This is a genomic window from Martinezella multihospitum (genome assembly GCF_900094585.1).
Taxonomy (GTDB): Bacteria; Pseudomonadota; Alphaproteobacteria; order Rhizobiales; family Rhizobiaceae; genus Rhizobium; species Rhizobium multihospitium.
Map to the genome: position 1 here is coordinate 362,246 of NZ_FMAG01000002.1, position 26,721 is coordinate 388,966.

At 60.3% G+C, this 26,721-nt stretch carries 20 protein-coding genes and 1 riboswitch; of the genes, 12 read left to right on the forward strand and 8 right to left on the reverse strand.

Annotated features, from left to right (window positions below; genetic code table 11):
* Positions 1 to 200 precede the first annotated feature (200 nt).
* Positions 201 to 2,717: a DUF1217 domain-containing protein gene (locus GA0061103_RS08565; protein WP_092709624.1), complete on the forward strand. Its 2,517-nt coding sequence runs from the start codon at positions 201 to 203 to the stop codon at positions 2,715 to 2,717.
* Positions 2,718 to 2,936: 219 nt separating this feature from the next.
* Entirely contained in the window at positions 2,937 to 5,921 is a 2,985-nt protein-coding gene (locus tag GA0061103_RS08570) for a DNA translocase FtsK (RefSeq protein ID WP_092709627.1), read from the forward strand.
* 301 nt (positions 5,922 to 6,222) lie between these two features.
* Here GA0061103_RS08570 and GA0061103_RS08575 read toward each other — a convergent pair whose 3' ends face one another.
* On the reverse strand, positions 6,223 to 6,774 hold the full coding sequence (locus GA0061103_RS08575) for an MOSC domain-containing protein (RefSeq protein WP_092709630.1): 552 nt from the start codon (positions 6,772 to 6,774) through the stop codon (positions 6,223 to 6,225).
* Positions 6,775 to 6,846: 72 nt separating this feature from the next.
* Between GA0061103_RS08575 and phnF the strand changes: the two genes are divergently transcribed.
* Positions 6,847 to 7,581 carry a phosphonate metabolism transcriptional regulator PhnF gene (gene phnF, locus GA0061103_RS08580; RefSeq protein ID WP_092709633.1) on the forward strand — a complete coding sequence of 245 codons (735 nt, stop codon included), beginning with the start codon at positions 6,847 to 6,849 and terminating at the stop codon, positions 7,579 to 7,581.
* Between the two features lie 105 nt (positions 7,582 to 7,686).
* Here phnF and GA0061103_RS08585 read toward each other — a convergent pair whose 3' ends face one another.
* Genes GA0061103_RS08585 through GA0061103_RS08595 form a run of 3 tightly spaced genes read right to left on the reverse strand, consistent with a single transcriptional unit; the run spans position 7,687 to position 10,802 of the window.
* On the reverse strand, positions 7,687 to 9,117 hold the full coding sequence (locus GA0061103_RS08585) for an FAD-binding oxidoreductase (protein WP_092709636.1): 1,431 nt from the start codon (positions 9,115 to 9,117) through the stop codon (positions 7,687 to 7,689).
* A 33-nt stretch (positions 9,118 to 9,150) separates the two neighbouring features.
* Positions 9,151 to 10,125, reverse strand: coding sequence for an L-threonylcarbamoyladenylate synthase (locus GA0061103_RS08590; protein ID WP_092709639.1), 975 nt, complete (start codon positions 10,123 to 10,125; stop codon positions 9,151 to 9,153).
* A 59-nt stretch (positions 10,126 to 10,184) separates the two neighbouring features.
* Complete coding sequence (locus tag GA0061103_RS08595) at positions 10,185 to 10,802, reverse strand: DUF6656 family protein (RefSeq protein WP_092709641.1); 618 nt, start codon at positions 10,800 to 10,802, stop codon at positions 10,185 to 10,187.
* Between the two features lie 101 nt (positions 10,803 to 10,903).
* Between GA0061103_RS08595 and GA0061103_RS08600 the strand changes: the two genes are divergently transcribed.
* From GA0061103_RS08600 to GA0061103_RS08610, 3 genes are all read left to right on the forward strand, one after another.
* Positions 10,904 to 11,320, forward strand: coding sequence for an ACT domain-containing protein (locus GA0061103_RS08600; RefSeq protein WP_092709644.1), 417 nt, complete (start codon positions 10,904 to 10,906; stop codon positions 11,318 to 11,320).
* A gap of 203 nt (positions 11,321 to 11,523) precedes the next feature.
* Positions 11,524 to 11,727, forward strand: a riboswitch (cobalamin riboswitch).
* Positions 11,728 to 11,823: 96 nt separating this feature from the next.
* Positions 11,824 to 13,068 carry an aromatic ring-hydroxylating oxygenase subunit alpha gene (locus GA0061103_RS08605; RefSeq protein ID WP_092709647.1) on the forward strand — a complete coding sequence of 415 codons (1,245 nt, stop codon included), beginning with the start codon at positions 11,824 to 11,826 and terminating at the stop codon, positions 13,066 to 13,068.
* Positions 13,069 to 13,070: 2 nt separating this feature from the next.
* On the forward strand, positions 13,071 to 14,159 hold the full coding sequence (locus GA0061103_RS08610; protein ID WP_092709650.1) for an FAD-binding oxidoreductase: 1,089 nt from the start codon (positions 13,071 to 13,073) through the stop codon (positions 14,157 to 14,159).
* Positions 14,160 to 14,187: 28 nt separating this feature from the next.
* On the opposite strand, the gene GA0061103_RS08615 is transcribed toward GA0061103_RS08610, so the two are convergent.
* On the reverse strand, positions 14,188 to 15,198 hold the full coding sequence (locus GA0061103_RS08615; RefSeq protein ID WP_092709652.1) for a glycoside hydrolase family 25 protein: 1,011 nt from the start codon (positions 15,196 to 15,198) through the stop codon (positions 14,188 to 14,190).
* 247 nt (positions 15,199 to 15,445) lie between these two features.
* Between GA0061103_RS08615 and GA0061103_RS08620 the strand changes: the two genes are divergently transcribed.
* The gene (locus GA0061103_RS08620) at positions 15,446 to 15,916 is read left to right on the forward strand and encodes a BA14K family protein (protein WP_092709655.1); all 471 of its coding nucleotides are present in this window, start codon (positions 15,446 to 15,448) and stop codon (positions 15,914 to 15,916) included.
* 73 nt (positions 15,917 to 15,989) lie between these two features.
* On the opposite strand, the gene GA0061103_RS08625 is transcribed toward GA0061103_RS08620, so the two are convergent.
* Complete coding sequence (locus GA0061103_RS08625) at positions 15,990 to 16,991, reverse strand: transporter (protein WP_092709657.1); 1,002 nt, start codon at positions 16,989 to 16,991, stop codon at positions 15,990 to 15,992.
* 289 nt (positions 16,992 to 17,280) lie between these two features.
* On the opposite strand from GA0061103_RS08625, the gene GA0061103_RS08630 reads away from it, so the two are divergent.
* Entirely contained in the window at positions 17,281 to 19,059 is a 1,779-nt protein-coding gene (locus tag GA0061103_RS08630; protein ID WP_092709659.1) for an acyl-CoA dehydrogenase family protein, read from the forward strand.
* Between the two features lie 9 nt (positions 19,060 to 19,068).
* Positions 19,069 to 19,821, forward strand: a complete 753-nt coding sequence (locus GA0061103_RS08635) for a crotonase/enoyl-CoA hydratase family protein (RefSeq protein ID WP_092709661.1) — start codon at positions 19,069 to 19,071, stop codon at positions 19,819 to 19,821.
* 211 nt (positions 19,822 to 20,032) lie between these two features.
* Here GA0061103_RS08635 and GA0061103_RS08640 read toward each other — a convergent pair whose 3' ends face one another.
* Both GA0061103_RS08640 and GA0061103_RS08645 read right to left on the reverse strand, forming a co-directional pair.
* A complete protein-coding gene (locus tag GA0061103_RS08640; RefSeq protein ID WP_092709664.1) occupies positions 20,033 to 21,283 on the reverse strand; it encodes a class I SAM-dependent RNA methyltransferase in 1,251 nt (416 codons plus the stop codon).
* Positions 21,280 to 22,020 carry a TlyA family RNA methyltransferase gene (locus GA0061103_RS08645; RefSeq protein WP_092709667.1) on the reverse strand — a complete coding sequence of 247 codons (741 nt, stop codon included), beginning with the start codon at positions 22,018 to 22,020 and terminating at the stop codon, positions 21,280 to 21,282. Before GA0061103_RS08645 ends, GA0061103_RS08640 begins: the two co-directional genes overlap by 4 nt.
* A 112-nt stretch (positions 22,021 to 22,132) precedes the next feature.
* On the opposite strand from GA0061103_RS08645, the gene GA0061103_RS08650 reads away from it, so the two are divergent.
* The 3 genes from GA0061103_RS08650 (at position 22,133) to GA0061103_RS08660 (ending at position 26,683) form a co-directional block, all read left to right on the forward strand.
* A complete protein-coding gene (locus GA0061103_RS08650; protein ID WP_092709670.1) occupies positions 22,133 to 23,140 on the forward strand; it encodes a DUF4424 domain-containing protein in 1,008 nt (335 codons plus the stop codon).
* 224 nt (positions 23,141 to 23,364) lie between these two features.
* On the forward strand, positions 23,365 to 25,311 hold the full coding sequence (locus GA0061103_RS08655) for a methyl-accepting chemotaxis protein (protein ID WP_092709673.1): 1,947 nt from the start codon (positions 23,365 to 23,367) through the stop codon (positions 25,309 to 25,311).
* A 334-nt stretch (positions 25,312 to 25,645) separates the two neighbouring features.
* Positions 25,646 to 26,683: a sensor domain-containing diguanylate cyclase gene (locus GA0061103_RS08660; protein WP_092709675.1), complete on the forward strand. Its 1,038-nt coding sequence runs from the start codon at positions 25,646 to 25,648 to the stop codon at positions 26,681 to 26,683.
* Positions 26,684 to 26,721: the final 38 nt, after the last annotated feature.

Here is a 26,721-nt window from a genome sequence, read left to right on the forward strand (position 1 = left end):
GAGGTTAAGAAAACTTTGCGTCCTCAAATGGTTAGCAAAGTCGAATGCATCAGGGTTTCCATAAGGTGAACACAGGGCAGGGTGGTGCCTCAATATAGTGCACGCATAAGATGAATGCGTGTAAGTCTCAGGTAAGGTTTGTATGAAATAATGTCAGTCAGATTCGACCCCTTTATTAGAGATCTATTGGGATTCTGCTGATGATTTCCACTTATCTTGGTTATACGATCGCAACCAGAGATATGGCGACCTCGCTCAATCAGGTGGCGCAGCAGTCGCAAAACAAGCGTTTGATCGACTATTACAATGCCAATATCGGCAAAGTAACCAATGTCGATGACTTCCTGAATAACTATCAGCTATACAGTTACGCAATGGAAGCCTACGGGCTTTCGGACATGACCTACGCCAAGGCCTTTATGAAACAGGTCCTGACCAGCGACCTCAGCGACTCCAGCAGTTTTGCCAATAAGCTCACCGATCCGCGCTACAAGGAATTCGCCGCGGCGTTCAATTTCGGTACGAGTTCGTCGGGCTCGACGAATACGGCACAAACCAGCACGCAGGAAGACGACCTCATCGGGCTTTACCAGCAATCGTTTACGAATGAGGAGACGTCGGCGGCGACCGAAACGACCTATTACAGCCAGAACATCAGTTCGGTTAAGACGGTCGATGATCTCCTCGGCAATACCCGCCTGCGCAATTACGTGCTGCAGGCCTACGGTATCGATCCGACCTATGTGTCGAATTCGTCTCTGAAGCAGATGCTGACGAGCGATCTCAGCGATCCGAACAGCTACGTCAACCAGAATGGCGGCACTGCCGACAAGGCTCTGGTGGCGGAATTCAATTTCAATGCCGACGGCACCATCAAGACATCGACGCCGGACGGCGACACGGCCTATTACGAGGCCAATATCGGCAGCGTCACCTCGGTCGATCAGCTGACGTCCAATCCGCAGCTGTTCCAGTACGTCAAGACGGCTTTCAATATCCCGTCCTATATCACCGCGGATCAGTTCAATGCTTCGGCCAAGGATGCCAGCACCGCAAGTTCGAACGGACTGACCGCCGTCATGGCGGAATTCAACTTCCAGAGCGACGGCACGGTCGCATCCGGTTCACAAGCACAGACATCTGACCAGATAAGCGCCACCACGGCAGGCTATACCGCGAATTATCCCGGGGGGCCGCAGACGCTCAGCCAGCAGGCCGATGTGATGAGCGCCTACAATTCCACCGTGCCCTCGTTCACGACGAGCGTCGGCGCAACCGACAACGATCTCTATTACAAGAATCATATCGGCTCCATCACGTCAGTCGACCAGTTGACCTCGGACACGCGTCTTTTCGATTACATCAAGACGGCTTATGGCATCGATTCAACGACGCCTGCGGTCGTCTTCAAGAACGCCTTCGCCGATTCGACGACCGCCGCCATCTTCGGTCTGACCGACGTCGTCTCCCAATTCAATTTCCAGTCGGACGGCACGCTTGCTTCCGGCCAGACGGCGCAGTCCCAGGATGAGATCGACGCGGCCTCCACGGCCTATATGAGCAACTATCAGTCATCGCAATCGACCCTGACCACGGATGCGGTCAACAACTACAAGAACCGCATCGCTGACGTGAAGACCATCAAGGATTTCTTTGCGAGCAATACGTCCGACAGCAGCACCTCCAACGACAGCGCGCCGGAGCTCTATCAGATGGCGCTGCGCGCCTATGGCATCGGTGAGAACGAAGTCACGAAGTCCCAGCTGACCAAGATTCTCGAAAGCGATCCCTACGATCCGAAGAGCTATGTCAACTCGCTCAAGGATTCTCGCTTCACGGCGCTTGCCAAGGCGTTCAATTTCGACAGCAAAGGCAATCTGAAGGCGCCGGTACAGTCTTTGTCGCAAACGCAGATCAACAGCTACATCTCGGAATATTCCAGCCGCTCCACGGCGGGGCTGTCGGGCGCCGAACTGACCAAGGCCACAAGCGATGCCAAAACCGCCGGCACCTATTTCGCCACCAACATTGTCAAGGTGACCAGCGTCACGGATCTGCTGGCCGACAGCAAGCTTACGAATTTCATCTTGACCGCCAACGGCATCAATCCGAAGACGGTCGATACGGCGACGCTGAAGAAGGCTTTCGCCTCTGATCCGTCCGATTCGAAGAGCTTCATCAACACGACCGATGGCGCCAAGTTCAAGAGCATCGTCGAGGCGTTCAATTTTGGCACCGACGGCAACCTGACCGACAGCAAGCTCGGCACCGCGCAAAACCAGGGCGCTCTTGCGGCGACCAATGATCTCTTTCTGCATCAAACGCTGGAAGATCAGCAAGGCGAGACCAATCCCGGCGTGCGTCTGGCGCTCTACTTCCAGCGCAAGGCGCCCGATATCAACTCCATCTATGACATCATGGGCGATTCCGCGCTCTATGAGGTCATCACCACGACCTACAACCTGCCAAGCTCGATCTCCAACATGGATGTCGATACCCAGGCCAGCATGCTGAAAAAGTTCGTCAATGTGAGCGACCTGCAGGACCCGGACAAGGTCAAGCAGCTGCTGCAGCGATTCTCCGCGATGTACGACATGGAAAACAATACGACCTCCTCGACATCGCCGGCGCTATCGATTCTCACGGGCTCGTCGTCGAGCTCCGGCATCAGCGCCGATACGCTGCTTTCCATCGCGCAGCTGTCCTCGTCGCGGTAACGGGGCCTGCAAAAAATTTAACCTGTCTCCCTGTCGCGTTCCCGCGCGGTAGAGACTTGTCATGCACTTGTTTTCGCAGGATTTCCGGGCATATTCGGATGTGTTTTTCGGGTGTGGAATGGCAGCTTTCCACAACGGCAGGAAGGAACTTATTAACCATCCCTGGCCTATTCGATTTGAGAAGCCAACGGCAATATCAATGACTGGGTTGCAGGTCTCATGCGTCTTTCCCGAACGACACTTTCCAATGCCTCGCAAGGCGTCCAGCCGGAGGGCGATCTCGACCCGGAGCAGGCGGCCGAAGAGGCTCGCCGCGCCGAGCAGATCGCCGCTCGCCGCGCGTTTCTGGAAGAGAAGATTCGCAATGCCCGCGAAGCCAAGCGCAAAGCCGAAGAGCAGCGCCGCGCCGAGGAAAAGCGCCTTGCCGACGAGGTGAGGAAGCGCACCGCCGCAGCCCCGCCGCCGGTCGTGGAAGCGCTGCAGTCCGCCGCCGTCACGAGCGAGCAGGAAATGCCGGTTCTGCCACAGGGAATCTCCGCGGAAGATCTTGCGTCTCCCGGCTGGCAGAATGCCTTCCTGATGGGGCCGAACGTGCGCTTTACCCGCACGCGCGAAAACGAAATCATCAGCCGCCGTCCGCCTGCCGAGCCGAAACCCGAAATCCGGCCGCAGGCTTCCGCGCACGCCGCGATACGGGTGATGGAGCCGCCTGTTGTGATCGTAGCACCTGTGGCACCGGCTGCAACCATTGTCGTCCCGCCGATGCGGCAGGACGAGTTCCATCTGCCGCCGCTCGAAGACATGCCGCTGGTGGTGGACGGCTATATTCCGACAGTAATTCAGAATTCCCCGGCAACCGAGCCGGACGCATTGGAGATGACCGTTATCGCTACCGCATTCTCGAAGGCTCCCGCGATCGCGCTGGATGCTTCCCCTGTTCAGTCAAGTGTTCCCGAGTCCCTAGCCGCGCCTGTGGTCGAGTCGCGTCTTGTCCATCTTTCCGATTTCGCCTTCTGGGATGCGATGCCGTTCGACGGCGAGTTCGTCTCTGCCCTCAAGGGGGAGCCGAAGCAGCCGACGACATCACCCAAGCCGGAAGTCGATGCCGAATCGATCATTGCCAAATTCCGCGTCGTCGAGTGCCGTCGCCTGGTTGCCGCTGTTGAGGCGCAGCCTGTTGTCGTACTGTCTCCGGCGGTCGAAGTTGCAGCGCCCGCCAAATCCGCTTCCAGCCTGCTGGCGGCAGATCTGAGCAACCCAGCCATGGACGAACTCGCCGCATTGGAAGCCGTCGTTTTGGCTCCCGCCATCGAAGAAACACTGGCCGTCGCTGAAGCTCCTCCAGCTGAGCAGCAGACCGCGGCGGAGCCGGCCGAAACATTCGTACCGCCTGCCTTTGTCACCGCCGTTTATGGCGCTGAAACCGCTCCTGCCGTCGAAACTCGCCCCGCGCCGGTCATGGTCGTTGCCCCGATGCCGGCGAAGGTCGCCGCTCCGGCTGCCGCCGAGCCGGTTGCCAAGGCTGCGCCGATCGTTCCTGCCGTGGAAGCTGCAGCTAAGCGTCTGATCGACGCGCCGCCGTCGCCGATCTCGCCGCGCCGTCCCGTCTCCCTGACGCCGCCCGAATGGCGTCCGATTGCCCGCACTGCGGACGGCGAATATGAGCTGCCGCCGCGCGAGCTGTTGCAGGAGCCCGTCGCCCGTTCCGGCGTGATCATGACGCAGGAAACGCTGGAGCAGAATGCCGGCCTGCTGGAAAGCGTGCTCGAGGATTTCGGCGTCAAGGGCGAGATTATTCATGTTCGCCCCGGCCCGGTCGTCACCCTTTATGAGTTCGAGCCGGCACCCGGTGTCAAATCCTCGCGCGTCATCAACCTTGCCGACGATATCGCCCGTTCGATGTCGGCGCTCTCGGCTCGCGTCGCCGTCGTTCCCGGTCGCAACGTCATCGGCATCGAACTGCCGAACGTCAACCGCGAGACCGTCTACTTCCGCGAAATGATCGATTCGCCCGATTTCGAGAAGAGCGGCTACAAGCTGGCGCTCGGCCTCGGCAAGACGATCGGCGGCGAGCCCGTCATCGCCGAGCTGGCGAAGATGCCGCATCTGCTCGTCGCCGGCACGACCGGTTCGGGCAAGTCGGTCGCCATCAACACCATGATCCTGTCGCTGCTCTATCGCATGACGCCGGAACAGTGCCGCCTGATCATGGTCGATCCGAAGATGCTGGAACTCTCTGTCTATGACGGCATCCCGCACCTGCTGACTCCCGTCGTGACCGATCCCAAGAAGGCCGTCATGGCGCTGAAGTGGGCGGTGCGCGAGATGGAGGATCGCTACAAGAAGATGTCGCGTCTCGGCGTGCGCAATATCGACGGCTACAACAGCCGCGTCGCCTCCGCCAAGGAAAAGGGCGAGACGATCCACGTCATGGTCCAGACCGGCTTCGACAAGGGCACGGGTGCCCCGATCGAGGAAAGCCAGGAAATGGACCTGACGCCGATGCCCTATATCGTCGTCATCGTCGACGAAATGGCCGACCTGATGATGGTCGCCGGCAAGGAGATCGAAGGCGCGATCCAGCGTCTGGCGCAGATGGCGCGTGCGGCCGGCATCCACCTGATCATGGCGACGCAGCGTCCGTCCGTCGACGTCATCACCGGCACGATCAAGGCGAATTTCCCGACGCGCATCTCCTTCCAGGTGACGTCGAAGATCGACAGTCGCACCATTCTCGGCGAACAGGGTGCCGAACAGCTCCTCGGCCAGGGCGATATGCTGCATATGGCCGGCGGCGGCCGCATCTCCCGCGTCCATGGTCCCTTCGTTTCCGATGAGGAAGTCGAAAAGGTCGTGGCTCATCTGAAGCTGCAGGGCCGTCCGGAATATCTCGACACGGTCACCGCCGACGAGGATGAGGAAGACGAGGAAGAAGATACGGCCGTCTTCGACAAGGGCGCGATTGCCTCGGAAGATGGCGACGATCTCTACGAGCAGGCGATCAAGGTGGTCATGCGCGACAAGAAGTGCTCGACCTCTTACATCCAGCGCCGCCTCGGCATCGGCTACAACCGCGCCGCATCGCTCGTCGAGCGCATGGAAAAGGACGGTCTGGTTGGCCCGGCCAATCATGTCGGCAAGCGCGAGATCATCACCGGCAACCGCAATGGCGGCGGGAATTCGGGTCAGGACGATTTCGATTGATTTGATGAGGGGATAACACTAGCTGCGGTCGCCGTGGAGGGTGTACACCCCCCTCTGTCACTATCGTGACATCTCCCCCACAAGGGGGGAGATTGGTGACCCGCGGCAAATACCTGCTTCAAACAAGCATCGTACGCTTAGAGACCAAAGCATGATGGTTTGCTGAGACGGTGCGACGTACTCCCAACAATCTCCCCCCTTGTGGGGGAGATGTCACGAAGTGACAGAGGGGGGTATCAGACGCTCGGCATACTCAAAGCTAACTTTTTCCCGTGCAGAGCGTATCAGATCGATCTTGATATCAAACCCGCTCGAGCTTCACATGCGGCAGCGGCGGCAACTCGACACGAATGGCGTCATCACGCCGCACCTGCCCGCCCTGCACGACAATGCTCATGATCCCCGCCTTGCGGACCAACCCACCATCGGCATCCCTGTCGAGCACGGCATGCAGCAGGCCCTTCTGAAAATTATCGATCTGCTTGCAGGGGTTGCGCAGGCCCGTCACCTCCACGATCGCCTTCTCGCCGATATGCAGGCGCGTTCCTCTCGGCAAGGAAAGCAGGTCGATCCCTCTGGTCGCGATGTTCTCGCCCATATCGCCCGGAGCGACGGAGAATCCCTTTTCCGTGAGTTCGTCGAACAGCTCTTCGTGGATGATGTGGACCTGGCGCAGATTGGGCTGTGTCGGATCGACTGCGACGCGCGAGCGATGCTTCACCGTCACCCCCATATGTGCGTCGCCTTCCACGCCAAGACCCGTTAGCAACTGAATGTGATCTCTGGTCTGCTTGCTGAACGCGTGCACGCCGCTGCTGCTGACCGATGTCACATATATGCGCTTGTCGCCCATGCCGAACCCTTCCATAAACGATCGAGATCTTTATAAATTGGTATATACCAATTTCAAGGCGACAGATTTGTGATGGACGAGAAGAATCGGCAGGACAAAGACGCAAAAACTGCGGGAGGTTGGGTGACCGTTGCCGCGGAACTTCGACGCGCCATCGACAAGGGCAGCCATACTCCGGGTAGCCGCCTGCCGAGCGAGCGTGCCCTGTCCGAGCAATTCGGTGTTTCGCGGGTAACGATGCGGCGCGCGATCGCCGAGCTGGAGGGGGAGGGCCTGCTACGGGTCGCACGCGGAAGCGGCGCCTATGTTCGCGCCGACATGCCCGTCCGCTTTCAATTGGGCGACAAGGTGCGTTTCAGCAAGGATCTTACAGCGACGGATGCAAACCTGACACGCAAGGTTTTCTTGGCGAAGGAAGTTTCGGCCAATGCCGAGATTGCTGCAAGGCTGAATATGCAGCCGGGCGAGGCGGTACTCGAAATGTGCATCGTCGCCTATGCCGACGCGCTTCCAGTTTCGGTGGTCATGCGCAGCTGCTCGGCCAGTCGCTTTGCGGGTCTGGCGGAAAAATTCGCTGCGATGGGTTCGTTCACGGCGGCGCTGAAGGATTACGGCGTGATGGATTACTGGCGCCGCTCCACCGACATCACCGCGCGGATGCCAACGGAAACCGAGGCACGGCTCCTGCAGCAATCGCGCCTGACGCCGGTGCTTGCCTATGCCGGCGAAGACATCGATGCCGATGGCACGATCATCTCCTGCCAGATCGGCTGCTTCGCGTCCGAACGGGTCGTCGTGACGGTGTAAAACCTAGAGCGGTTCAGCTTTTCACGCAAACTCTGAACCGCTCTATCTCTTTGACTTCACGCAATTCCGGACGGAAAACCGCTCCGCACTTTTCCTGGAATTGCTCTAGGCCTTGAGAACCTTCCCGGGGTTCATGATCCCAGCCGGATCGAATGCCGTCTTGATCCGACGCATCAGGTCCATCTCGATATCCGAGCGGATCGATGCCAGTTCATCGCGCTTCAGCTGGCCGATGCCGTGCTCGGCGGAGATAGAGCCGCCATGGTGCAGCACCAGCCCGTGCACGATCTTGTTGATCTCACGCCAGCGGCCGATGAACTCCGCCTTGTCTGCGCCGACGGGCTGCGAGATGTTGTAGTGAATATTGCCATCGCCCATATGGCCGAAGGCGCAGACGCGTGCACCCGGCATGGCCGCGACAACGGCTTTCTCGGCTTCGGCCATGAATTGTGGGATTTGCGCGACCGGCACGGAAACATCGTGCTTGATCGAGCCGCCTTCCGGCTTCTGCGCGTCCGACATGCTCTCGCGCATATGCCAGATGGCCTTTTGCTGTGTCTCGGAGCTGGCAATGGTCGCATCTTGGACCAGGCCGGCCTCATAGCCCTGCTCGAGCAGCGCCGACATCATCCGCTCGGCCGTTTCGGCCGAATCGGAAGTGGAGATGTCGATCAGCACATACCAGGGATGGGCTGTGTCGAGCGGGTCGCGCACGCCCGGAATATGCCGCGTGGTGAATTCGACGCCGATGCGCGGCATCAGCTCGAAGCCGGTCAGCGCCGTGCCGCACAAGCTGGAGGCATTCTTGAACAGCGTCAGCGCATCATCGACCGATTGCAGGCCGGCAAAGGCCACCTGATGCCCAAGCGGCTGCGGAAAGAGCTTCAGCACCGCGCCTGTGATGACACCCAGCGTGCCTTCCGCGCCGATGAAGAGATCGCGCAGATCGTAGCCTGTATTGTCCTTCTTCAGGCGGCGCAAGCCGTTCCAGATCTCGCCCGTGGGCAGCACGACTTCGAGGCCAAGGCAGAGCTGGCGCATGTTGCCATAGGCGAGAACGGCCGTGCCGCCGGCATTGGTGGAAAGATTGCCGGCGATGCGGCAGGAGCCCTCGGAGCCGAGCGAAAGCGGAAACATGCGGCCATGCTCGGCCGCTGCCTTATGGACATCGGCGAGAATGCAGCCGCCGTCGACGATCATGGTATTGCCGACCGGATCGATATCCCGCACGCGGTTCATGCGTTCCAGTGATAGGATGATGTCGGAACCATCTTCGCGCGGCGTCTGCCCGCCGACAAGGCCGGTATTGCCGGTCTGCGGAACAATGGCCGTACCGGTCTCGCTTGCCAGTTTCAGGATCGCCGAAACCTCTTCCACCGAGCCGGGCTTCAACAGCATGGGCGAGGCGCCGTGATAGAGCCCACGGTTCTCAACGAGATGCGGCGCAATTTCCGCCGCGTCCCGCACGGCATGTTTCTCGCCGACGATGGCGGCGAAGCGATCGAGAAGGTCGGAGGAGAGGGCGGAGCTGCTCATGGCGTGTCCTTTGCCTGATGGGGTCGGGCTGATTTATTCTCTGGGAGCGGCTGCGCGGCGCAGCCGGTCGTTGATGGCCTCGCCGAGGCCTTCGTCTGGAATATGCGAAAACGCAATGGTCGCGGCGCCGGTGGCATCGGCGCGCTTCATGAAATCGAAGAGGTTTGCGGCGGCTTCGGAGAGATCGCCGGCAGCGCTCAGATCCAGCACGGCAACGGCATTCTCGCTGCCGGGAATGTCCGGCGTTCCGAAGCGGATCAGCGCTTCGTTCGCGGAAACATCCGTCGCGTCGAGCCGCACGGCAGCCCCCGGCGCATAATGCGAGGCCATCATGCCAGGTGCCTCGATCGCTGCCGAAGCTTTCTTCTTGCGCTTCAGCGCCTTGCCGGCCACCCGCTCGATCTCGCTCGCCGCAAGGCCACCAGGCCGCAAGAGGCGCATCTCGCCATCCTCGACCTTGACGATGGTCGATTCTACGCCGACGACCGAAGCCCCGGCATCGAGGATGAGCGTGATCCGCTCCCCGAGATCGTCGTCCACATGATCGGCGCTGGTGGCGCTGATCTTGCCCGACGTGTTGGCGCTCGGTGCAGCAAGCGGTCGGTCGAAGGCGCGGATCAACTCGCCGGCAAAGCCCTGCGGCACGCGGATGCCGACCGTGTCGAGCCCTGCGGTCGCCAGCGGATGGATGCCGCTGTCGGATTTCAGCGGCAGCACCAGTGTCAGCGGGCCAGGCCAGAAGGCCTCCGCAAGCTTCCGCGAGATGGGATCGAAGACCGCGTAGCGTTCGGCCATGGCGAGATCGCTCATATGGCAGATCAGCGGATTGAAGCGCGGCCGGCCCTTGGTCTCGTAGATCCGGGTAATCGCGGCAGGGTTGGTGGCGTCGGCGGCAAGGCCGTAAACTGTTTCTGTCGGCAGTCCGATCGGCAAACCTTCGGCAAGCGTTGCCGTCGCAACCTCTATTGCCGTTTGCGGATGTTCGAGAATGTCTATGTGTCGTGCCATGGCCTGCCTGCTTGCAGTTCAGGCCGTTTCTTATGCTCTTCGAGTTTTCGGATCAATCATCAAAGCTGGCGAATGATGTCGCGAAGCTGCTCGTTGCGCGCGCCGAGGAGAAGAACGTTGCGGATGGCGATCTGCGGATCGTGCGTGTGGAACAGCACGCCGTTGCCTCTGACGTCGCGATTGATCGTCAGCTTCTTGTCTTCCGCTTGCCTGTCCGGATGGATGGCGACGGCGAAATACATGCGCGAATATTTCAGGCTGATGTCCTCGAAGAAGTTCTCTTCCTGGCCGATCCGGGCAAAGAAGTTGGCAATGTAGAAGGCCCAGTTCACCTGCTCATATTGAGCAAATTGCGTCCGCGCGGCGGTGACATGGCAATAGCCGAGATGCGGCGTGTCCTTCAGCGTGTGATGAAAGATGAGCTTGGGGAAGCGGATGGACTTATGGAAGCTGTTGAGCCGGTCGTGTGTCTTTTCGCCAGCATCGCGCAGCTTCAGCGCGGTGCGTTCGGCCACATGCTCATGGGTGAGATATTCCCGCTCTTCCGCCAGCCAGTGTGGCCTGTTGCGGTTGATGCGGCCGGTGCGCAGGAATTCGCTGTAGCCCGTCGTCGATACCGGTGGCGCCGGTTCGGGCTCGGCGGGCTTCCCAGCGTCGAAATATCTGAGTTTGGCCATGCCGGATCTCGCTTTAGACATCTCTGGACGACATAGTAGACGGAATAGCTTGAGCCGGGCTTAACCGTTTTGAGACGCCGAACCTTGAGGAGACAGAGAACGTGCCTGGAATAATCAATCTCAAGCAGCTTCTGTCCGACATGAAACCAAATCTCGCCGAGGGTGAATTCGTCTATTGCAGCGTGCCGGCATCGGCACTGGCGGATCATCTGCATCTGGACCCGATCGGGCTGTTTCGCGAAAAGGAGGGTGTGACGCTGATCCTTCCGCTGGAGGCGGCCCGCATGGCGGGATTTCCGGCTGCCCCGGTTATGCGCATGATTACGCTCGAAGTGCATTCGTCCCTCGAGGCGGTCGGGCTCACGGCAGCCTTCGCCACGGCCCTTGGAAATGAAGGCATTAGCGCCAATGTCGTCGCCGCCTATTACCACGATCACATCTTCATTCCGGCTGCCGATGCGGGTCGCGCCATGGCCGCGCTGTTGGCGCTTTCCGCCACCCAGGCGGCCCGTCGATAACAGCCCTGTCGCATTCAGAATAAAGCGTCATCATTCGGGTGCGGATGGACCGTTTACCCGCATTTTGATGTGGTCGCATAAGCGATTGAATTGTCTTTCTATATTGCTTCTTTCTGGAACCGTCCCGGCGTCTCGTTTCGCCTGTCGTCAATTTCGGAGCCGATGTCGCATTGCAGCGCAGCGGCTGGCGGAGCCGAGAGCTATGATGCGATCAATCTCAAGGTGCCGCCTGCTAGGGAGACGGAGAATTGGGAAGCCGGTCAAAATCCGGCGCTGCCCCCGCAACGGTGGTGGAGTGAGGCATGGCGAATAAAGCCACTGGGTCGATCGACCTGGGAAGGTGCCATGGGGCTCTGGAAACGGGGCCGCTCCAGAGCCCGGAAACCAGCCTTGGGCACATAGGTTTACTGACCGCGGCGGGTGGTCGGGACATTGCTTTTGGCCGCTCCCAATCGGCCGCGCATGTCCTTTGCCCGCCTCCTGGTACTGTTAAGGATAGGCAAATGGACATCGGCAGCAAAGTTCTGCGGCAACTGAAGAACCACCGGACGGGTTTGAGCCTTGAGCAACCGTTCTACACCGATCCAGATTACTTCAAGCTCGATATGGAGACGATCTATTATCGCGACTGGCTGTTCATCGGCCATGATTGCGAAGTGCCGCGTGCAGGCAACTATTTCACCGTCCAGATCGGCGATTATCCCGTCGTCATCGTCCGCGGCCGCGATCAGGTCATCCGCGCCTTCCACAATAGCTGTCGCCATCGCGGTTCGCGCGTCTGCACGACGGAGCGCGGCTCGTCTGCAAAGCTCGTCTGCCCCTATCATCAGTGGACCTACGAACTCGACGGCTCGCTGCTGTTTGCTCGCCAGATGGCCGAGGATTTCGACAAGAGCCAGCATTCGCTGAAGCCGGTCCATTGCGAAAGCGTCGGCGGCTACATCTTCATCTGCCTCGCGCAGAACGCTCCGGATTTCGCACCGGTTCGCGCCGCGATCGAGCCCTATATGGCGCCGCACCGCATCAGCGAAGCCAAGGTCGCCTTCCAGAGCACGATCATCGAGAAGGGCAACTGGAAGCTCGTCTGGGAAAACAACCGCGAGTGCTATCATTGCGCGGCCAATCATCCCGAGCTTTGCCGCACCTTCCCGGAGGCGCCGACCGTGACGGGCGTGCAGGGCGCGATGAACGACCCCGTCATCGCCGAGCACTGGCAGCGCTGCGAAGCCGCCGGCCTTCCGAGCGAGTTCAAGATCTCGCCGGATGGGCAGTTCCGTGCCGCCCGCATGCCGCTGATCGAAGGCGCCGAAAGCTACACCATGTCCGGTCAGAACGCCGTGAAGCGGCCGCTCTCATCCGACGTGACGATCAATGGCATCGGCACCATGCTGCTGTTCCACTATCCGACGACGTGGAACCACATGCTCGGCGACCACGCGATCTCCTTCCGCGTCCTGCCGATCAGTGCCGAGGAAACCGCCGTGACCACGAAGTGGCTCGTTCATAAGGATGCCGTCGAGGGTGTCGATTACAATCTTGAGGAACTGACGCACGTCTGGACCGAAACCAACGATCAGGACCGCCGCATCGTCGAGGAAAATGCCTTCGGCATCCGCTCGCCGGCCTATGAGCCCGGTCCCTATTCGGAAATCCATGAAGGCGGTGTCATGCAGTTCGTCGAGTGGTACACGACGTTCATGATCAACCGGCTGCAGGGCGACCAGGCCAAGCTGTCGGCGGTTGCCTGAGCATGAACATGACCGTCTCCCTTCCGCATCGCCACCTCGACCAGATGCAGCCCTGGAATGACAGGCAGCATGTGCTCGAATGCCTCTCGGCAACGCCTGAAGCGCCCGACGTGATGACCTTCACGTTCGGGTCCGACAAGGACAACTGGTTCCGCTATCTGCCGGGCCAGTTCGTGACGCTGGAGCTGCCGGCGGCTCCGGAGCCGGTCATGCGCACCTATACGCTGTCGTCGACGCCGTCGCGGCCCTATTCGGTTGCCGTGACGGTGAAGGCGCAGAAGGACAGCATCGGCACGCGCTGGATGTTCGAGAACCTGAAGCCGGGCATGCGCATCAAGGCTTTCGGCCCTCTCGGCGATTTCAGCCATATCCGCCATCCCGGCGAGAAATATCTCTTCGTCTCGGCCGGCTCCGGCATCACGCCGATGATGTCGATGACGCGCTACATGTCCGATATCGCGCCGCTGTCTGATATCACCTTCGTCAACTGTTCGCGCAGCCCGGCCGATATCATCTTTCGTTCCGAACTCGAATATCTCGCCCGCTTCATGCCGAACCTCAATCTCGGCTTCATCGTCGAAGGCTGTGGCCGCACCGATCTCTGGTCTGGCTTGAAGGGCCGCATCGACAAGGCGAAGATCGGTCTGCTGGCACCCGATTTCATGGACCGGACGATCTTCTGTTGCGGTCCGGAAGTCTTCATGGATGCCGTTCGCTCCATGTTGGAAGCCCATGGCTTCGACATGTCGCGCTACCATCAGGAAAGCTTCCAGCCGGCGAACGCGGCGACACCGCTTGCGGAAGTCTCCGACGATGCCTCCGGTGAGGCTGCGACCACGATCCGTTTCACTATGGCTGGCAAGGATGTCGTCTGTGCGGCGGGGCAGACCGTGCTTCAGGCGGCGCGCGGTGCCGGCGTGCGCATCGGTGCGGCCTGCGAATCCGGCCTCTGCGGGACATGCCGCGTCATGAAGCTCTCCGGCGAAGTCGAGATGAGCCATAATGGCGGCATCTTGGATGACGAGATCGACGAGGGCTACATCCTCGCCTGCTGCTCGCGCCCGAAGACGGATGTGCAGATCGAGGCCTAGCATCGATCCAAGGGCTTCCGTACTGGCCTCAAAAATCCTGGTAGTTCAGCTCGTTGATCTCGACCGGCCTCGTTTGCGGGGTCGAGGCCGTGACGACCGGGTCGATATCGGCCATGAGCGAAACGAGCGTCTGCCGCGGCCCGCTACACATCTGGGCGAGCGCGATCGTCAGGTCTGGGGCGGGCAGGGGTTTGGCCGGCAGGAGATCGCCCTGTGGCCAGATCTTGGCAAGCTGAACCTTCGTCATCGGCACGACATTGACGTCGATATCGGTGAGCGTGCCCGGCACCCGATAGGGGCAGCTTTTCTCCGAGCAATTGTCCGACGACGCAAATTGCCAGATGGCATAATTATCCCAGTTGCCGAGTGGGAAGGTGCCTTTGACATCAGGCTTGTAGCGCGCATACCACAAAGGCAGTCGCGACAGCAGCGGATAGGTGCCGCGGTGCTCGGCGATATAGCGTGCCGTATTGTGATTGACGTAGAGAATGGGGTAGCGTCCGGTCCTGACCTTGATGTGGGCGACGTAGATCTGCGCGTCATCGAGCGACATGAACTGCGTCGTGTCCATGCCGTCGATGTCGAGCACCATCAGTTCATCCGGCTGCGGATTGGCATAGTCGAGAAAATGATTGGCCTGGTCGATCGGATTGCCGGGCCGACCGAGATGATAGGCTCCCCATAACAGGCCATTTGTCTTTGCCAGCATGCGGCGCGTTTGAAACAGTTCGCGGCTAACAGCGTATTTGCGCCACATCGTCCTGCAATGGGCCACCGTATCGCCGCCGTGGTCGCCGGTGCAACTGAAGCTTTCAGGCAATCCGTCCGACGCCTTGGAGATGAAGCCGGCGATGCGCTTGTCCTGCAGAAATGCGGTCCAGTCGATGGTGTTCAGCTCGTAGGCATCGACAATCAGGGCGTTTTTCGGATCGCCCCAAGGCTGGATTTCACCAGCCGAAGGCTTGGAGACCGGCCCCATCAGGGTCAGGATCGTCAGCAAGCTGTAAATGAGGAGGTTACTCTTTCGGTATCCTTTCATGAAATAATAGTAAGGATTGCTGGTTAATCTTGGGTTAAGAATGAAATCACTATAAATTCATCGTGGAGCCCCGCATAACTCCTTAATTCGGTAGGGATTTGAGGAACTAAATAACGCGCTGCCGCGTTTCTTGCCGTCTATTCGCATATGCGACGAAGCAGGCAGCGAAACCTTGCTCGGGAAGCATTCCCGACATGAAGCGCCTACAGGCTTGAGTATCAAGTCGAACCAGGGAATGGAGATAAAAATGCTTGGTTTCCGTGCAAAAATCGCGACAGTCGCCGTAACGGCTGCCGTCGCATTGACGAGCTTCACACCGTCTTTTGCCATGCAGATGCCCGCCGCACCGATCGTAAAACAGTCCGCACCCGCCCAAGCCGCGCCGGGCAATGTCGAACACGTTCAATGGCGTCGCGATGGTTATTATCGCCGTGGCTGGTATGGCGGCTATCGCGGTTATCGCGGCGGCTATCGTCATGGTTATCGCTATCATGACGGCTACTGGTTCCCGCTGGCCGCCTTCGGTGCGGGCGCGCTGATCGGCGGCGCTATCGCCAGCCAGCCACGCTATTATGAGCCGGCTCCGGCCCCGAGCGCAGGCATCAATCCGCGCCATGTCGAATGGTGCGAGGGACGTTATCGTTCCTACCGCGCTTACGACAATACGTTCCAGCCGAATTCCGGCCCGCGCCGTCAATGCTATTCGCCGTATTTCTAAGCAGCCAGCGATTGCTGACCGATGAATATCAGCCGTCCGGTTCCCGCCGGGCGGCTTTTTGCATGGTTTGAAATCAGAGAATGTTGACCCGCTTGAGCAGCCACCATGCCAGCAGCATGGAGGCGATGATGAAGCCCACCGCATAGCCGGTACCGCTTCCGCCGCCCGCCAGCGGCAGGCCCGATGTATTCATCCCGAAGAACCCCGTCACCAGCGTCGGCGGCAGCAGAAACGCGGTCATGATCGACAGGATGTAGAGATGCCGGTTGATCTCGGAGGCAAGCTTCGAATCGATCTCTTCGTGCAGGAGCCTCGCCCGTTCCTGCAGCGCATAGACATCGTGCTCGACCGCTTCCAATCGTCCCGTCAGCCGCGCAGCGACATCCTCGAAGCCGAGCGGCATTTCCTCGTCGTCGGAGGCAGCGGCATGGCGCATCAGCGAAAGAACGGTCCGCAAATGACGATGCAAGCGCACGATCGTCCTGCGGATGGGCGGAAGCTTGGTACGCTCGTCGCGTGACGTATTGCCGTGGACGAAATCCTCGATGCCATTCAGCTCTTCGCTGATTTCGATGACGACGGAGATCAGGGTCCGCTGGAACTCGACGACGATCAGCTCGAAAATATCGACGGGATTGGAAAATCGTGCGGCGTTCTTTTCGATCAGCACCCGGGTTCGATCCAGGCTGCGAAGCGGCTGCAGCCGGGTTGTTATCAACAGGCGATCTGTCAGTGCGAAATGCAGCCAGCCGATGTCGTGGGTGTTGTGGGCGAAGTCGCGCTGGAAGTCGACCAATGTGCCGAAAAGCATCTGCTCGTCGACCGTAATCGTTGCATGTGTCTCATGCGTGGTCAGCGCTATGCGGGCGGCCTCGTTCAGCCCCGGCGCATCCTCGAGGAAGGCCGGCACCCGGGCATCCACGAGATTGAGATGCAGCCAGAGAAAACCGTCGGCGCCGAACAGCGTCGAACGATCGATGTCGTCAGGCAGGCGCTCCGGCTTGGTTTCACCGGGACGGAGACGGTATGCCCAGATAAAGCCTGGTATGGTATTGGCTAACGTGAGCGTGTTCATGGGGGCATCGTTCGCATTGTCTGAACAGTTGCCTTAGTCTTCGTTCATGACGATTGTTTATGCAAGTCCGTGCTTTGACGGAATAATCGCGGATATAGGCGGCGATGTCACAGCCGCTCGGCGCGCGTAAGACGCATGTCATGTTCGGGTTCGCGAGGCGGTGGAAATCGATGCCTCTTGCAATTTGAGAAAATTGACGTTTACGTAAAAATAAACTAGCTATAGCCACAAATGGCCGATGGTCCGGGTGAGGCGGGTCATTGCCAGCACCGATCCGGAGGAAATCATCATGTACAAGGCGCCTGTCGAAGAAATCGCGTTCACGCTGAAACATGTCGCCGGCATGGAGCGCGCCATGGAGGAGGGCGTTCTCGGCGATCTCAGCACCGATCTTGTCGATGCCATCCTGTCGGAAGCCGGGCGCTTCGCCGGCGAGGAGGTGGAGCCGCTTGCCGAGAACGGCGACAAGCAAGGCGCAAGGCTGGTGGATGGCAAGGTGGTCCTTCCAGATGGCTGGGAGAAGCTCTATCGCGACTGGACCGCCGGCGGCTGGAATGGCCTGACCGCGCCGGAGGAGTTCGGTGGGCAGGGCCTGCCGCACATGCTGAATATCGCGACGCTGGAAATGTGGAATTCCGCCTCGATGGCCTTCGGCCTCGCGCCGACGCTGACTATGGGGGCGGTCGAGGCGCTACGGGCTCACGGCAGCGAAGACCTCAAGAAGACATATCTGGCAAGGCTCGTCTCGGGCGAGTGGACGGGAACCATGAACCTGACGGAGCCGCATGCCGGTTCTGATGTCGGCGCCCTGCGTTCTCGCGCCGAACGCCGCGATGACGGCACCTATCGCATCTTCGGCCAGAAGATTTTCATCACCTGGGGCGATCACGAAGCGACCGAGAACATCATCCATCTCGTTCTCGCCCGCCTTCCGGATGCGCCTGCCGGCACGCGCGGCATTTCGTTGTTTCTCGTGCCGAAATTCCTTGTGAAGGAAGACGGCTCGCTGGGCGCACGCAACGACCTTTTCGTGCATTCGCTGGAGCATAAGCTCGGCATCCATGGTTCGCCGACCTGCACGATGATCTATGGCGACGGCAAATACGGCGCGGAAAAGGGCGCCGTCGGCTGGCTGGTCGGCGAGGAGAACAAGGGCCTCGCCTGCATGTTCACGATGATGAACAATGCGCGCCTTGCCGTAGGCATCCAGGGTGTTGCGATTGCCGAGGCCGCAACCCAGAAAGCCATCGCCTATGCCCGCGAGCGCACCCAGGGTCGCGCGCCGGCTACGACCGCATCGGGCATGAGCCCGATCATCGAGCATCCCGATGTCGTGCGCATGCTGCTGACCATGAAGGCGCTGACGCAAGGCTCGCGCGCAATCTGCTACGCCTGTGCCGAAGCGCTCGATATGTCGCATCGTGATCCGCAGAAGGCACGCTTCTGGCAGGAGCGCGCAGCCCTGCTGACGCCGATCGCAAAATCCTTTTCCACCGACGCGGGCGTCGATGTCGCCTCGCTCGGCGTCCAGGTCCATGGCGGCATGGGCTTCATCGAGGAGACGGGCGCGGCGCGCCTGCTGCGCGATGTGCGCATCGCACCGATCTACGAGGGCACCAACGGTATTCAGGCCATCGATCTTGTGACGCGCAAGCTGACGATCGGCAATGGCGGTCATGTGCGTGGCTTCATTACCGAATTGCGCGAGATTGCCGATAGTGTCGCAAAATCCAATCTTGAAGGTTTCGGTGAAACGGCCGCGCGTCTGCAGGCAGCCATTGCCGATCTCGAAAAGACGAGCGAATGGCTCTTGTCGAAGCAGGCAGAAGGTGCCGTCGCCGAGGCTCTGGCGGGCGCCACGCCTTACCAGCGGCTCTTCGGCCTCGTGCTGACAAGCTCCTATCTGGCCAAGGGGGGCCTTGCCGATGTGAGTGACGGCGAGGGATCCAAGCGCATCGCACTCTGCCGCTTTGCCGCCGAAAATCTTCTGGCCGAGACTGCCGCTCTCTCTGATCGGGTCATCGCCGGCGCATCCAGCCTTGAAGCCGCCCGCGCCGCACTAGCCTAAGGAAAAGCCATGACCGACCACATCCTGATCGAACGCCCCGAGACTGCGCCGCAGGTCCAGATAATCCGCTTCAACCGGCCGGAAAAGAAGAATGCAATCACGCGTGCCATGTATCAGACGATGACCGATGCGGTGAAGGCGGCGGAGGACGATCCGGATATCCGCGTCCACGTATTCCTCGGCACCGAAGGCTGTTTTTCCGCCGGCAATGACCTAGCCGATTTCCTCGCCTTCGCCATGAGCGGCAATATGGGGCGTGAAGTCATTGATTTCCTCGTCGCGCTGGCGAGTACGAAGAAGCCCGTCGTCTCCGGCGTCGATGGCCTGGCGATCGGCATCGGCACGACGATCCATCTGCATTGCGATCTGACGATTGCTTCCGATCGCAGTCTGTTCAAGACGCCTTTCGTCGATCTTGCCCTTGTTCCCGAGGCTGCCTCAAGCCTGCTTGCCCCACGCGTGATGGGCCATCAACGCGCTTTCGCCCTGCTTGCCCTCGGCGAAGGTCTTTCCGCTGCCGAAGCCAAGGAAACCGGCCTGATCTGGAAAGTGGTTGCGCCGGAAGCCGTGGAGGCCGAAACGCTGTTGCTCGCAACAAAGCTCGCCGCCAAGCCGCCAGAAGCCCTTCGGATCGCCCGCGACCTGATGCGCGGGTCGCCGGATGCTGTGCTTGATCGGATCCAGAAAGAGGCTGAACATTTCGCCGCCCAGTTGAAAAGCGCCGAGGCGAGGGCGGCCTTCGAAGCATTCATGAAGCGGTAAACCAACCCGCTCTCGTGGTTCGAGACGGCCCTTCAGGCCTCCTCACCATGAGGGCTAGTCTTCGCACCAGCCTCTCAAGGCCACAAACCCTCAGGCGGTCGAAGCATGAATCTACTCGGAGGACATCCTCCGCCCTCATAGTGAGGTGCGAAGCCTGAAAGGCGTAGCCTCGAACCACGAAGGTCGGCCACCAAATTCGTGGCGAAGATAATTACTTTTCCAGTGCCACCACCACCTCGACATGCGAGGTCCACAGGAACTGGTCAATCGGCGTCACCCGCGTAATGCGGTAGCCGCCCTCGACCAGGATAGCGAGATCGCGGGCGAGCGTCAGCGGGTTGCAGGAGACGGCGACGATCTTTTTCACCTGGGAGCGCGCGAGTTCCTTGCTCTGGAATTCCGCGCCGGCGCGAGGCGGGTCGAAGACGACGGCGTCATAAACCTTCAGTTCCTGCATCATCAACGGCCGTCGAAAGAGATCGCGACGTTCGATGCTGACGGGCTTCAGTCCCTGCGTATTGCGGGCAGCGTGATCCAATGCCGCAAGCGGCTTGTCTTCGCTTTCGACCGCATGCACGCGCCCGATCCGCGCCAGGCGAAGCGAAAAGGTGCCGTTGCCGGCGAAGAGATCGGCAATGCGCTTCGCCTTGCCGACATGGCTTGCAACCAGCTCCGCCATGGCGTCCTCGGCCTGTTTGGTCGCCTGCGTGAAGGCACCGGGCGGCGGCGCAACCTGCACGCCGCCGAAATCGATCATCGGTTTCACCGGTTCCACCAGGATCTCGCCGTTCAGCGAAACGCGGGCGATGTCGCGAAGCGACAGCACTGTTTCGATCGTGCTGCGGCGCTGCTTGTCCGAAAGCGACTTGATGCCGTCGACGGCAAGGTCGAGGCCGGTCTGCGTCTCCAATACGGAGATGCGGAAGGCTTCGGCATTGATGGCGATTGCCGCGCCGATCGTCTTGATCGCCGGCAGGCGGGCCATGATGCCGGCCGAGGCGATGGGACATTCCTCGATAGCGACGATGTGGTGGCTTTCAGCCTGGTTGAAGCCGATCAGCATATCCTTTTCGGTCTTGCGCGCCGCGAAGACGACCCGGCGCCGCTCGCCCGGATGCGCGACAACGATATCGTCGACCTCTGGCGTCAGGCCCTTCGAGCGTAGCGCATCGACCACAAGCTGGCGCTTGAAGGCGCGATAAGGCGCATCGGCATAATGCTGCAGGCTGCAGCCGCCGCAGGCGCCGTTGACGCCATGCGGGCCGAAATGCCGACAGTGCGGCTCCTGCCGGTCCGGCGAAGCCGTCGTGATCGACATCAGCGTGCCCTGGTTCTTCACCCGCGCGATGGCGACGGTTTCGCCCGGCAGCGTGAAGGGCACATAGATCGGGCCATCGGCGCCCTGCGCAATGCCGTCGCCCTGGGCGCCGAGCTTCTGGATGGTGATGGTTTCGGTGCTCATGGCTTGATCCCTGCGAGAAGAAATTCCTGGTTGCCGTCGCCGCCCGCGATCGGCGAAGCGATGAGGCCGAGGCTTTTCCAGCCCATATCCTCGGTGAACCAGCGCTCGAGTTCGGCCGCCACCGCCGGAGCGGAGGAGGGGTCCTTCAGGAGGCCGGCCTTGCCGATCGCATCGCGGCCCGCCTCGAATTGCGGTTTCACGAGCAGCGCCGCCCGCGCGCCATGTTCGGCAAGCGCGAGCGTCGGCGCGAGAGCCAGCTTCAGCGAAATGAAGGAGACATCGGAAACGACGAAGGTGAAAGGCTCGCCGATATCGTCGGCAGTCAGGTTGCGCGCGTTCAAACCCTCGATATTGGTCACGCGCTGATCCTTCGCTATGCGCGGATGCATCTGGTCGTGGCCGACGTCGATTGCCGTGACATGGGCAGCGCCGCGCTCAAGCAGCACCTCGGTAAAGCCGCCTGTCGATGCGCCGACATCGAGACAACGTTGTCCCTTCGGATCGAGGCCGAAATGGTCGAGCGCAGCCACCAGCTTCAACGCCGCGCGTGAGACGTAGTCCTGCGCCGGATCGTCGATACTGATGTCAGCGCTTTCGGAAAAAAGTGCTCCTGGTTTCGTCACGATCTTGCCGTTTACGGTCACCGTGCCGCGCTGGATTGCATCGCGCGCCCGTGATCGGCTTGCAAAGAGCGAGAGGGTAACGAGGAGCTGGTCGAGGCGTTGCGGTTCGGACATGGGCTGTCCATGCCGGGCAATGCGTTATGTTGCAAGCCTTTTATGCTGATATCGACATTGACGGCGGATCGCGGCCGGCGATAATCGCCGGCATCAACAGGCGAGGGGCATCATGCGGAAGATCGTTAGCTTAGCGGCGTTACCGGCGATGTTCGCCGCTCCAGTTATGGCGAACGACACGATGGCCGAGCTGAAGACGGGCGGTCTCGCCTATGTTCGCACCGGCGATATCAGCATGGATCAGGAAAAGCTGTTCATTTCGGCAGAGCAGGTCCGTGTCGATTATGTCTTCGAAAACACGTCCGACAAGGATGTCGAAAGCGTCGTCGCCTTTCCGATGCCCGATATCAAGGGCGACATCGACAGCATGGTCGATGCCGGAAATGTCGATTCCGACAATTTCCTCGGCTTCACCGTCACACAGGACGGCAAGGCCATCACCCCGACTCTGCAGCAGCGCGTATCGGTTGCCGGGGTCGACATGACCGATGAACTGAAAGCGCACGGCGTGCCGCTGCTGCCACTCAGCAAGGCGGCGACGGATGCAGTCGCCAAGTTACCCATTGATGTGCTCGAGGACTGGACAGCCCGCGGTCTGATCGCCGATGACGAATACGACGCTGACGGCCAGGGCATGAAACATCATCCGACGCCGATGTGGACGCTGCACACGACCTATTGGTGGCGCACCAAGTTTCCGGCCAAGGCCAGGATTGCAGTGGAGCATCGCTACAAGCCAAGCGTCGGCGGCACCGTTGCCATCACCTTCGCCGGCAACGAAGATTACCAGAAGCAGCAGTTGCAGAACTATCGCGCCAAATACTGTCTCGACGAAACGTTTCTGAAGACGGCGGTCAAGCTTGCCGCGGCGGCCGACAAGGGTGGTCGCGGTTATACCGAGAGCTGGATTTCCTACGTGCTGACGACGGGCGCCAACTGGTCCGGCCCGATCAAGCATTTCGAGCTGACGGTCGATAAGGGCAACCCCGAGAACTACATCAGCTTCTGCGGTACGAATGTGAAGAAAATTGGCGCGACGACGTTCCAGATAACGGCGCAGGATTTTTATCCGGAGCACGATCTGGATATCCTGATCCTGGCCGCGGCGGCGGTGAACTAGCGCTGAGCTGAGCGGTCCCCGCAAATTAAATAAATTTAAAGCCGAAGCCTCTACTCATGCCGGGGATTGCGGTGATCCGTTTTCAGGTTACCGCCTGCCATGAAGGCTTCGCGCATCCGCGTCCCAATCATGCCCTCCCTGAATTATTCGAGTGTCGGCCGTATTCCCTCCCGATGACGGCCGGACGATGCTCGCCAGGACCGGCGCTCAGGAGGCGCTCGCTCATGTTTGCGAAAAAACTCTCTTTGAATGGCAAGCTTGCCATTACATTTACGGCCCTGATCGCCATTTTTGCCTGCGTTTCCGCTTTCGTCTACGCAAAGCAGGATGTGTCGGCTGGAGCCGCTGCCGAGCAGGCAAAGTCGCAGCAGCTCGTCAGCCTGATCGACGACTCCCTGCAGGCGATGCTGGAGCAGGCCGTCAATCTGCGCGGTTTTCTGCTTTTGCGCAGCGAAAGCACCTACGGCGATATCTTCAACAATCGCGAGCGGATGCTGAAGAGCATTGCAGCCGCGAAGGAGGCAGCCGCCGATTCTCCGGACCTGCTGCAGGCGATCGATAACATGCAGAAGGCTGCCGATCTCTATTTCCATCAGCTCGCGGAGCCACAGGCTAAGGCGCGCAAGGAAACCGAGATGCCGCTCGACCAGATCGTCAAGATCGGCCAGAACGAAACCAAGGGTCAGCTTGATGGCTTCCGCGAGGCGGCTGGCAAGATCAAGCAGGCCGCCCGCGCCAAGGCGAGCGACCTGGCAGCCATGCAGGACGATGCCAATGGCGATCTTCGCCTGACGCTCATCGTCGGCGGTATCTTCGCCTCGCTCGCCGCCGCCGTGCTTGCATGGCTGCTGTCGCGGATCATCGTGCGCCCGATCGTCGGCATGACGGCTGCAATGGGGCGCCTGGCAAATGGCGAGCATGACGTCGAAGTCCCGGCTGTTGGCCGCGGCGACGAAATCGGCCGCATGGCCGATGCCGTCCTCGTCTTCAAGCAGGCGGGGATCGAGAAGCTGCGTCTTGCCGGTGAGACCGAGCGCATGCGCGGCGATGCCGAACGCCAGCGCCTGATGAATGATGAGCAGAAGGCGCGGGAGGAAGGTGAAATCCGTTTCGCCATGGAAGCGCTCGCCGGTGGTCTCTCGGCTCTGTCGTCGGGCAATGTCGCAACCCGCCTCCACAACAGTTTTGCACCGCAATTCGACAGTGTTCGCGCCGATTTCAACAATGCAGTCGAGAAGCTGGAAGCCGCCCTGCAGTCCGTCGGCTCCAATGCCCGCGCCATCAATGCGGGTGCTGACGAAATCCGGTCGGCCGCCGACGATCTGGCGCATCGCACCGAGCAGCAGGCCGCTGCGGTCGAAGAGACGGCCGCAGCGCTGGAAGAGGTCACGACCACGGTTCGCGACTCTGCCAAGCGGGCCGAAGATGTCGGCCACCTCGTCGAACGCGCCCGCCTCGGCGCGGAACGGTCTGGCGAAGTGGTTCGCAAAGCCGTCTCGGCCATGCAGCAGATCGAGAAATCCTCGGGCGAGATCAGCAACATCATCAGCGTCATCGACGATATCGCCTTCCAGACCAATCTCTTGGCGCTGAACGCCGGCGTCGAGGCCGCGCGTGCGGGGGATGCCGGCAAGGGCTTTGCAGTCGTTGCCCAGGAAGTGCGCGAGCTTGCCCAGCGCTCCGCCAACGCGGCCAAGGAGATCAAATCGCTCATCACGACGTCGAGCGATCAGGTCAATACTGGTGTGTCGCTGGTCGGCGAGACCGGCAAGGCGCTGGAACTGATCGTTTCGGAAGTGCAGGAAATCAACCGCCATGTCGGCGCGATCGTGACTGCGACCCGCGAGCAATCGACCGGCCTGCAGGAGATCAACACGGCCGTCAACAACATGGACCAGGGCACGCAGAAGAATGCCGCCATGGTCGAGGAGCAGACGGCGGCAAGCCACGCGCTCGCCCGCGAAGCTGCGGCGCTCAACGAGCTGCTCCAGCAGTTCCGTCTCGGCGATGCCACACAGGCTGCACCTGTCCGGCCGGCCGTTGCGACCGCACGCTCGAAACCGGCCGCATCGCCAGCTCGGGCTCTCGGCCGCACGGTTGCCAAGGCCTTCGCCGGAAAGGCAACCGCCGCGGCTGCCGCCACCGCGCGGGACGATTGGGAGGAGTTCTGATCGTCCGACGATGGCTTCGTGGGCGCGCTTTAGCGGCGGCTCACGGCGAATCATCTTTATGAACTTCGTCGGCCCGTCGCTTTGCGGCGGGCCGCTTCGTTTTTTCACTGTGTGTATGAGAGCGTCATCATCTGTGGCCTGTCCGACTTTGGTGCAGCGCCGCCGCGCCTGAAGCGTTCTTTCTCTTGAAGAACGGCTCTTTGGGTCGTGACCTTGTTTTCAGCGAACCATCCTTTGGTCAAGATTTATTAAATATTTGATCGGTGGCGGGGTTGCCCTGAGCGGTGAACCACCATTCTTATAAAATGCGTGATGATTGCTGAGGGAGATTCGAATGGGACAGCTCGTCCGAGTTCCGGCCAATGAAACACAAAGGCTTTTGGCCGTGCGGTCCCTGAATGCGATTCACAGCGGTCCGACTCCGGAGCTCGCAACCCTTGCGGAACTGGCGAGAGGCGTGTTCGAGACGCCCTATGCGGCAATCAATATCATCGATGAGGACTGGCAGCGCATAGCAGGGCAGGCAGGGCTGAAGATCGCCGAATGCTCGCGCGATATGTCGATCTGCACGCGGGTAGTATTCGATGATGAGCTGCTGGTCCTTCCTGATCTTACGGAGGAACCGGAGCTGAAGACTGCTCCTTTCGTGCTCGACGATCCCCATTTTCGCTTTTATGCCGGTGCGCCGGTGCGATTGGAAAACGGTCTGCCGGTAGGCGCCTTCTGCATCCTCGATCAGAGACCGAGGCAATTTTCCTCGAGCGAGGAGCAGAGCCTCATGCGGTTCGCCCAGATCGCAAGCGCGCTCCTGCGGCTGCAAAAAACGAACTTGCTGATGGGAATAGCCGAGAATGGCCTGCGCGCGGCGGCCATGACCGATCCGCTGACCCGTTTCTTCAATCGGTCGGCCTTGGAAGCCGTTGTCGATGGTGCGTTGAGCACGGCGATAGCGACCGGCAGCAATTTCGGCGTCCTCTATCTCGACATGGACGGCTTCAAATCAATCAACGATCGTTTCGGTCACAATGTCGGCGACGAAGTTCTGTGCGAGGCATCGGTGCGTATCCGTTCGGTCCTGCGCGCGGACGACATCGTCGTGCGCATGGGCGGTGATGAGTTCGCGATATTCGTCCCCGACTCGCCTGACAAGAATGCGCTCGTGTCCCTGTCAGAACGGCTGCTTGCCGCTTTCAGGGCGCCCTTTGCGGTGGATGGCGTGTCGATTTTCGCAAGGCTCAGCATCGGCGCCGCCCTCGCGCCACATGATGGCGCGACGCGTATCTTGCTGTTGAAGAACGTCGATTCTGCGCTCTATCAGGCAAAGGCAGCAGGACGGGACCGCGTAGCGGTCTTTAATGCACTCGATGCCTGATGCGCTCGGACCTGACGATATCAGGCAGCCGTAGGGCC

Coding starts and splice junctions, on each gene's coding strand:
- GA0061103_RS08565 (WP_092709624.1), top strand. CDS start 201: ATGATTTCCACTTATCTTGGTTATACGATCGCAACCAGAGATATGGCG.
- GA0061103_RS08570 (WP_092709627.1), top strand. CDS start 2,937: ATGCGTCTTTCCCGAACGACACTTTCCAATGCCTCGCAAGGCGTCCAG.
- GA0061103_RS08575 (WP_092709630.1), bottom strand. CDS start 6,774: ATGGGCGACAAGCGCATATATGTGACATCGGTCAGCAGCAGCGGCGTG.
- phnF (WP_092709633.1), top strand. CDS start 6,847: ATGGACGAGAAGAATCGGCAGGACAAAGACGCAAAAACTGCGGGAGGT.
- GA0061103_RS08585 (WP_092709636.1), bottom strand. CDS start 9,117: ATGAGCAGCTCCGCCCTCTCCTCCGACCTTCTCGATCGCTTCGCCGCC.
- GA0061103_RS08590 (WP_092709639.1), bottom strand. CDS start 10,125: ATGGCACGACACATAGACATTCTCGAACATCCGCAAACGGCAATAGAG.
- GA0061103_RS08595 (WP_092709641.1), bottom strand. CDS start 10,802: ATGGCCAAACTCAGATATTTCGACGCTGGGAAGCCCGCCGAGCCCGAA.
- GA0061103_RS08605 (WP_092709647.1), top strand. CDS start 11,824: ATGGACATCGGCAGCAAAGTTCTGCGGCAACTGAAGAACCACCGGACG.
- GA0061103_RS08610 (WP_092709650.1), top strand. CDS start 13,071: ATGAACATGACCGTCTCCCTTCCGCATCGCCACCTCGACCAGATGCAG.
- GA0061103_RS08615 (WP_092709652.1), bottom strand. CDS start 15,198: ATGAAAGGATACCGAAAGAGTAACCTCCTCATTTACAGCTTGCTGACG.
- GA0061103_RS08620 (WP_092709655.1), top strand. CDS start 15,446: ATGCTTGGTTTCCGTGCAAAAATCGCGACAGTCGCCGTAACGGCTGCC.
- GA0061103_RS08625 (WP_092709657.1), bottom strand. CDS start 16,991: ATGAACACGCTCACGTTAGCCAATACCATACCAGGCTTTATCTGGGCA.
- GA0061103_RS08630 (WP_092709659.1), top strand. CDS start 17,281: ATGTACAAGGCGCCTGTCGAAGAAATCGCGTTCACGCTGAAACATGTC.
- GA0061103_RS08635 (WP_092709661.1), top strand. CDS start 19,069: ATGACCGACCACATCCTGATCGAACGCCCCGAGACTGCGCCGCAGGTC.
- GA0061103_RS08640 (WP_092709664.1), bottom strand. CDS start 21,283: ATGAGCACCGAAACCATCACCATCCAGAAGCTCGGCGCCCAGGGCGAC.
- GA0061103_RS08645 (WP_092709667.1), bottom strand. CDS start 22,020: ATGTCCGAACCGCAACGCCTCGACCAGCTCCTCGTTACCCTCTCGCTC.
- GA0061103_RS08650 (WP_092709670.1), top strand. CDS start 22,133: ATGCGGAAGATCGTTAGCTTAGCGGCGTTACCGGCGATGTTCGCCGCT.
- GA0061103_RS08655 (WP_092709673.1), top strand. CDS start 23,365: ATGTTTGCGAAAAAACTCTCTTTGAATGGCAAGCTTGCCATTACATTT.
- GA0061103_RS08660 (WP_092709675.1), top strand. CDS start 25,646: ATGGGACAGCTCGTCCGAGTTCCGGCCAATGAAACACAAAGGCTTTTG.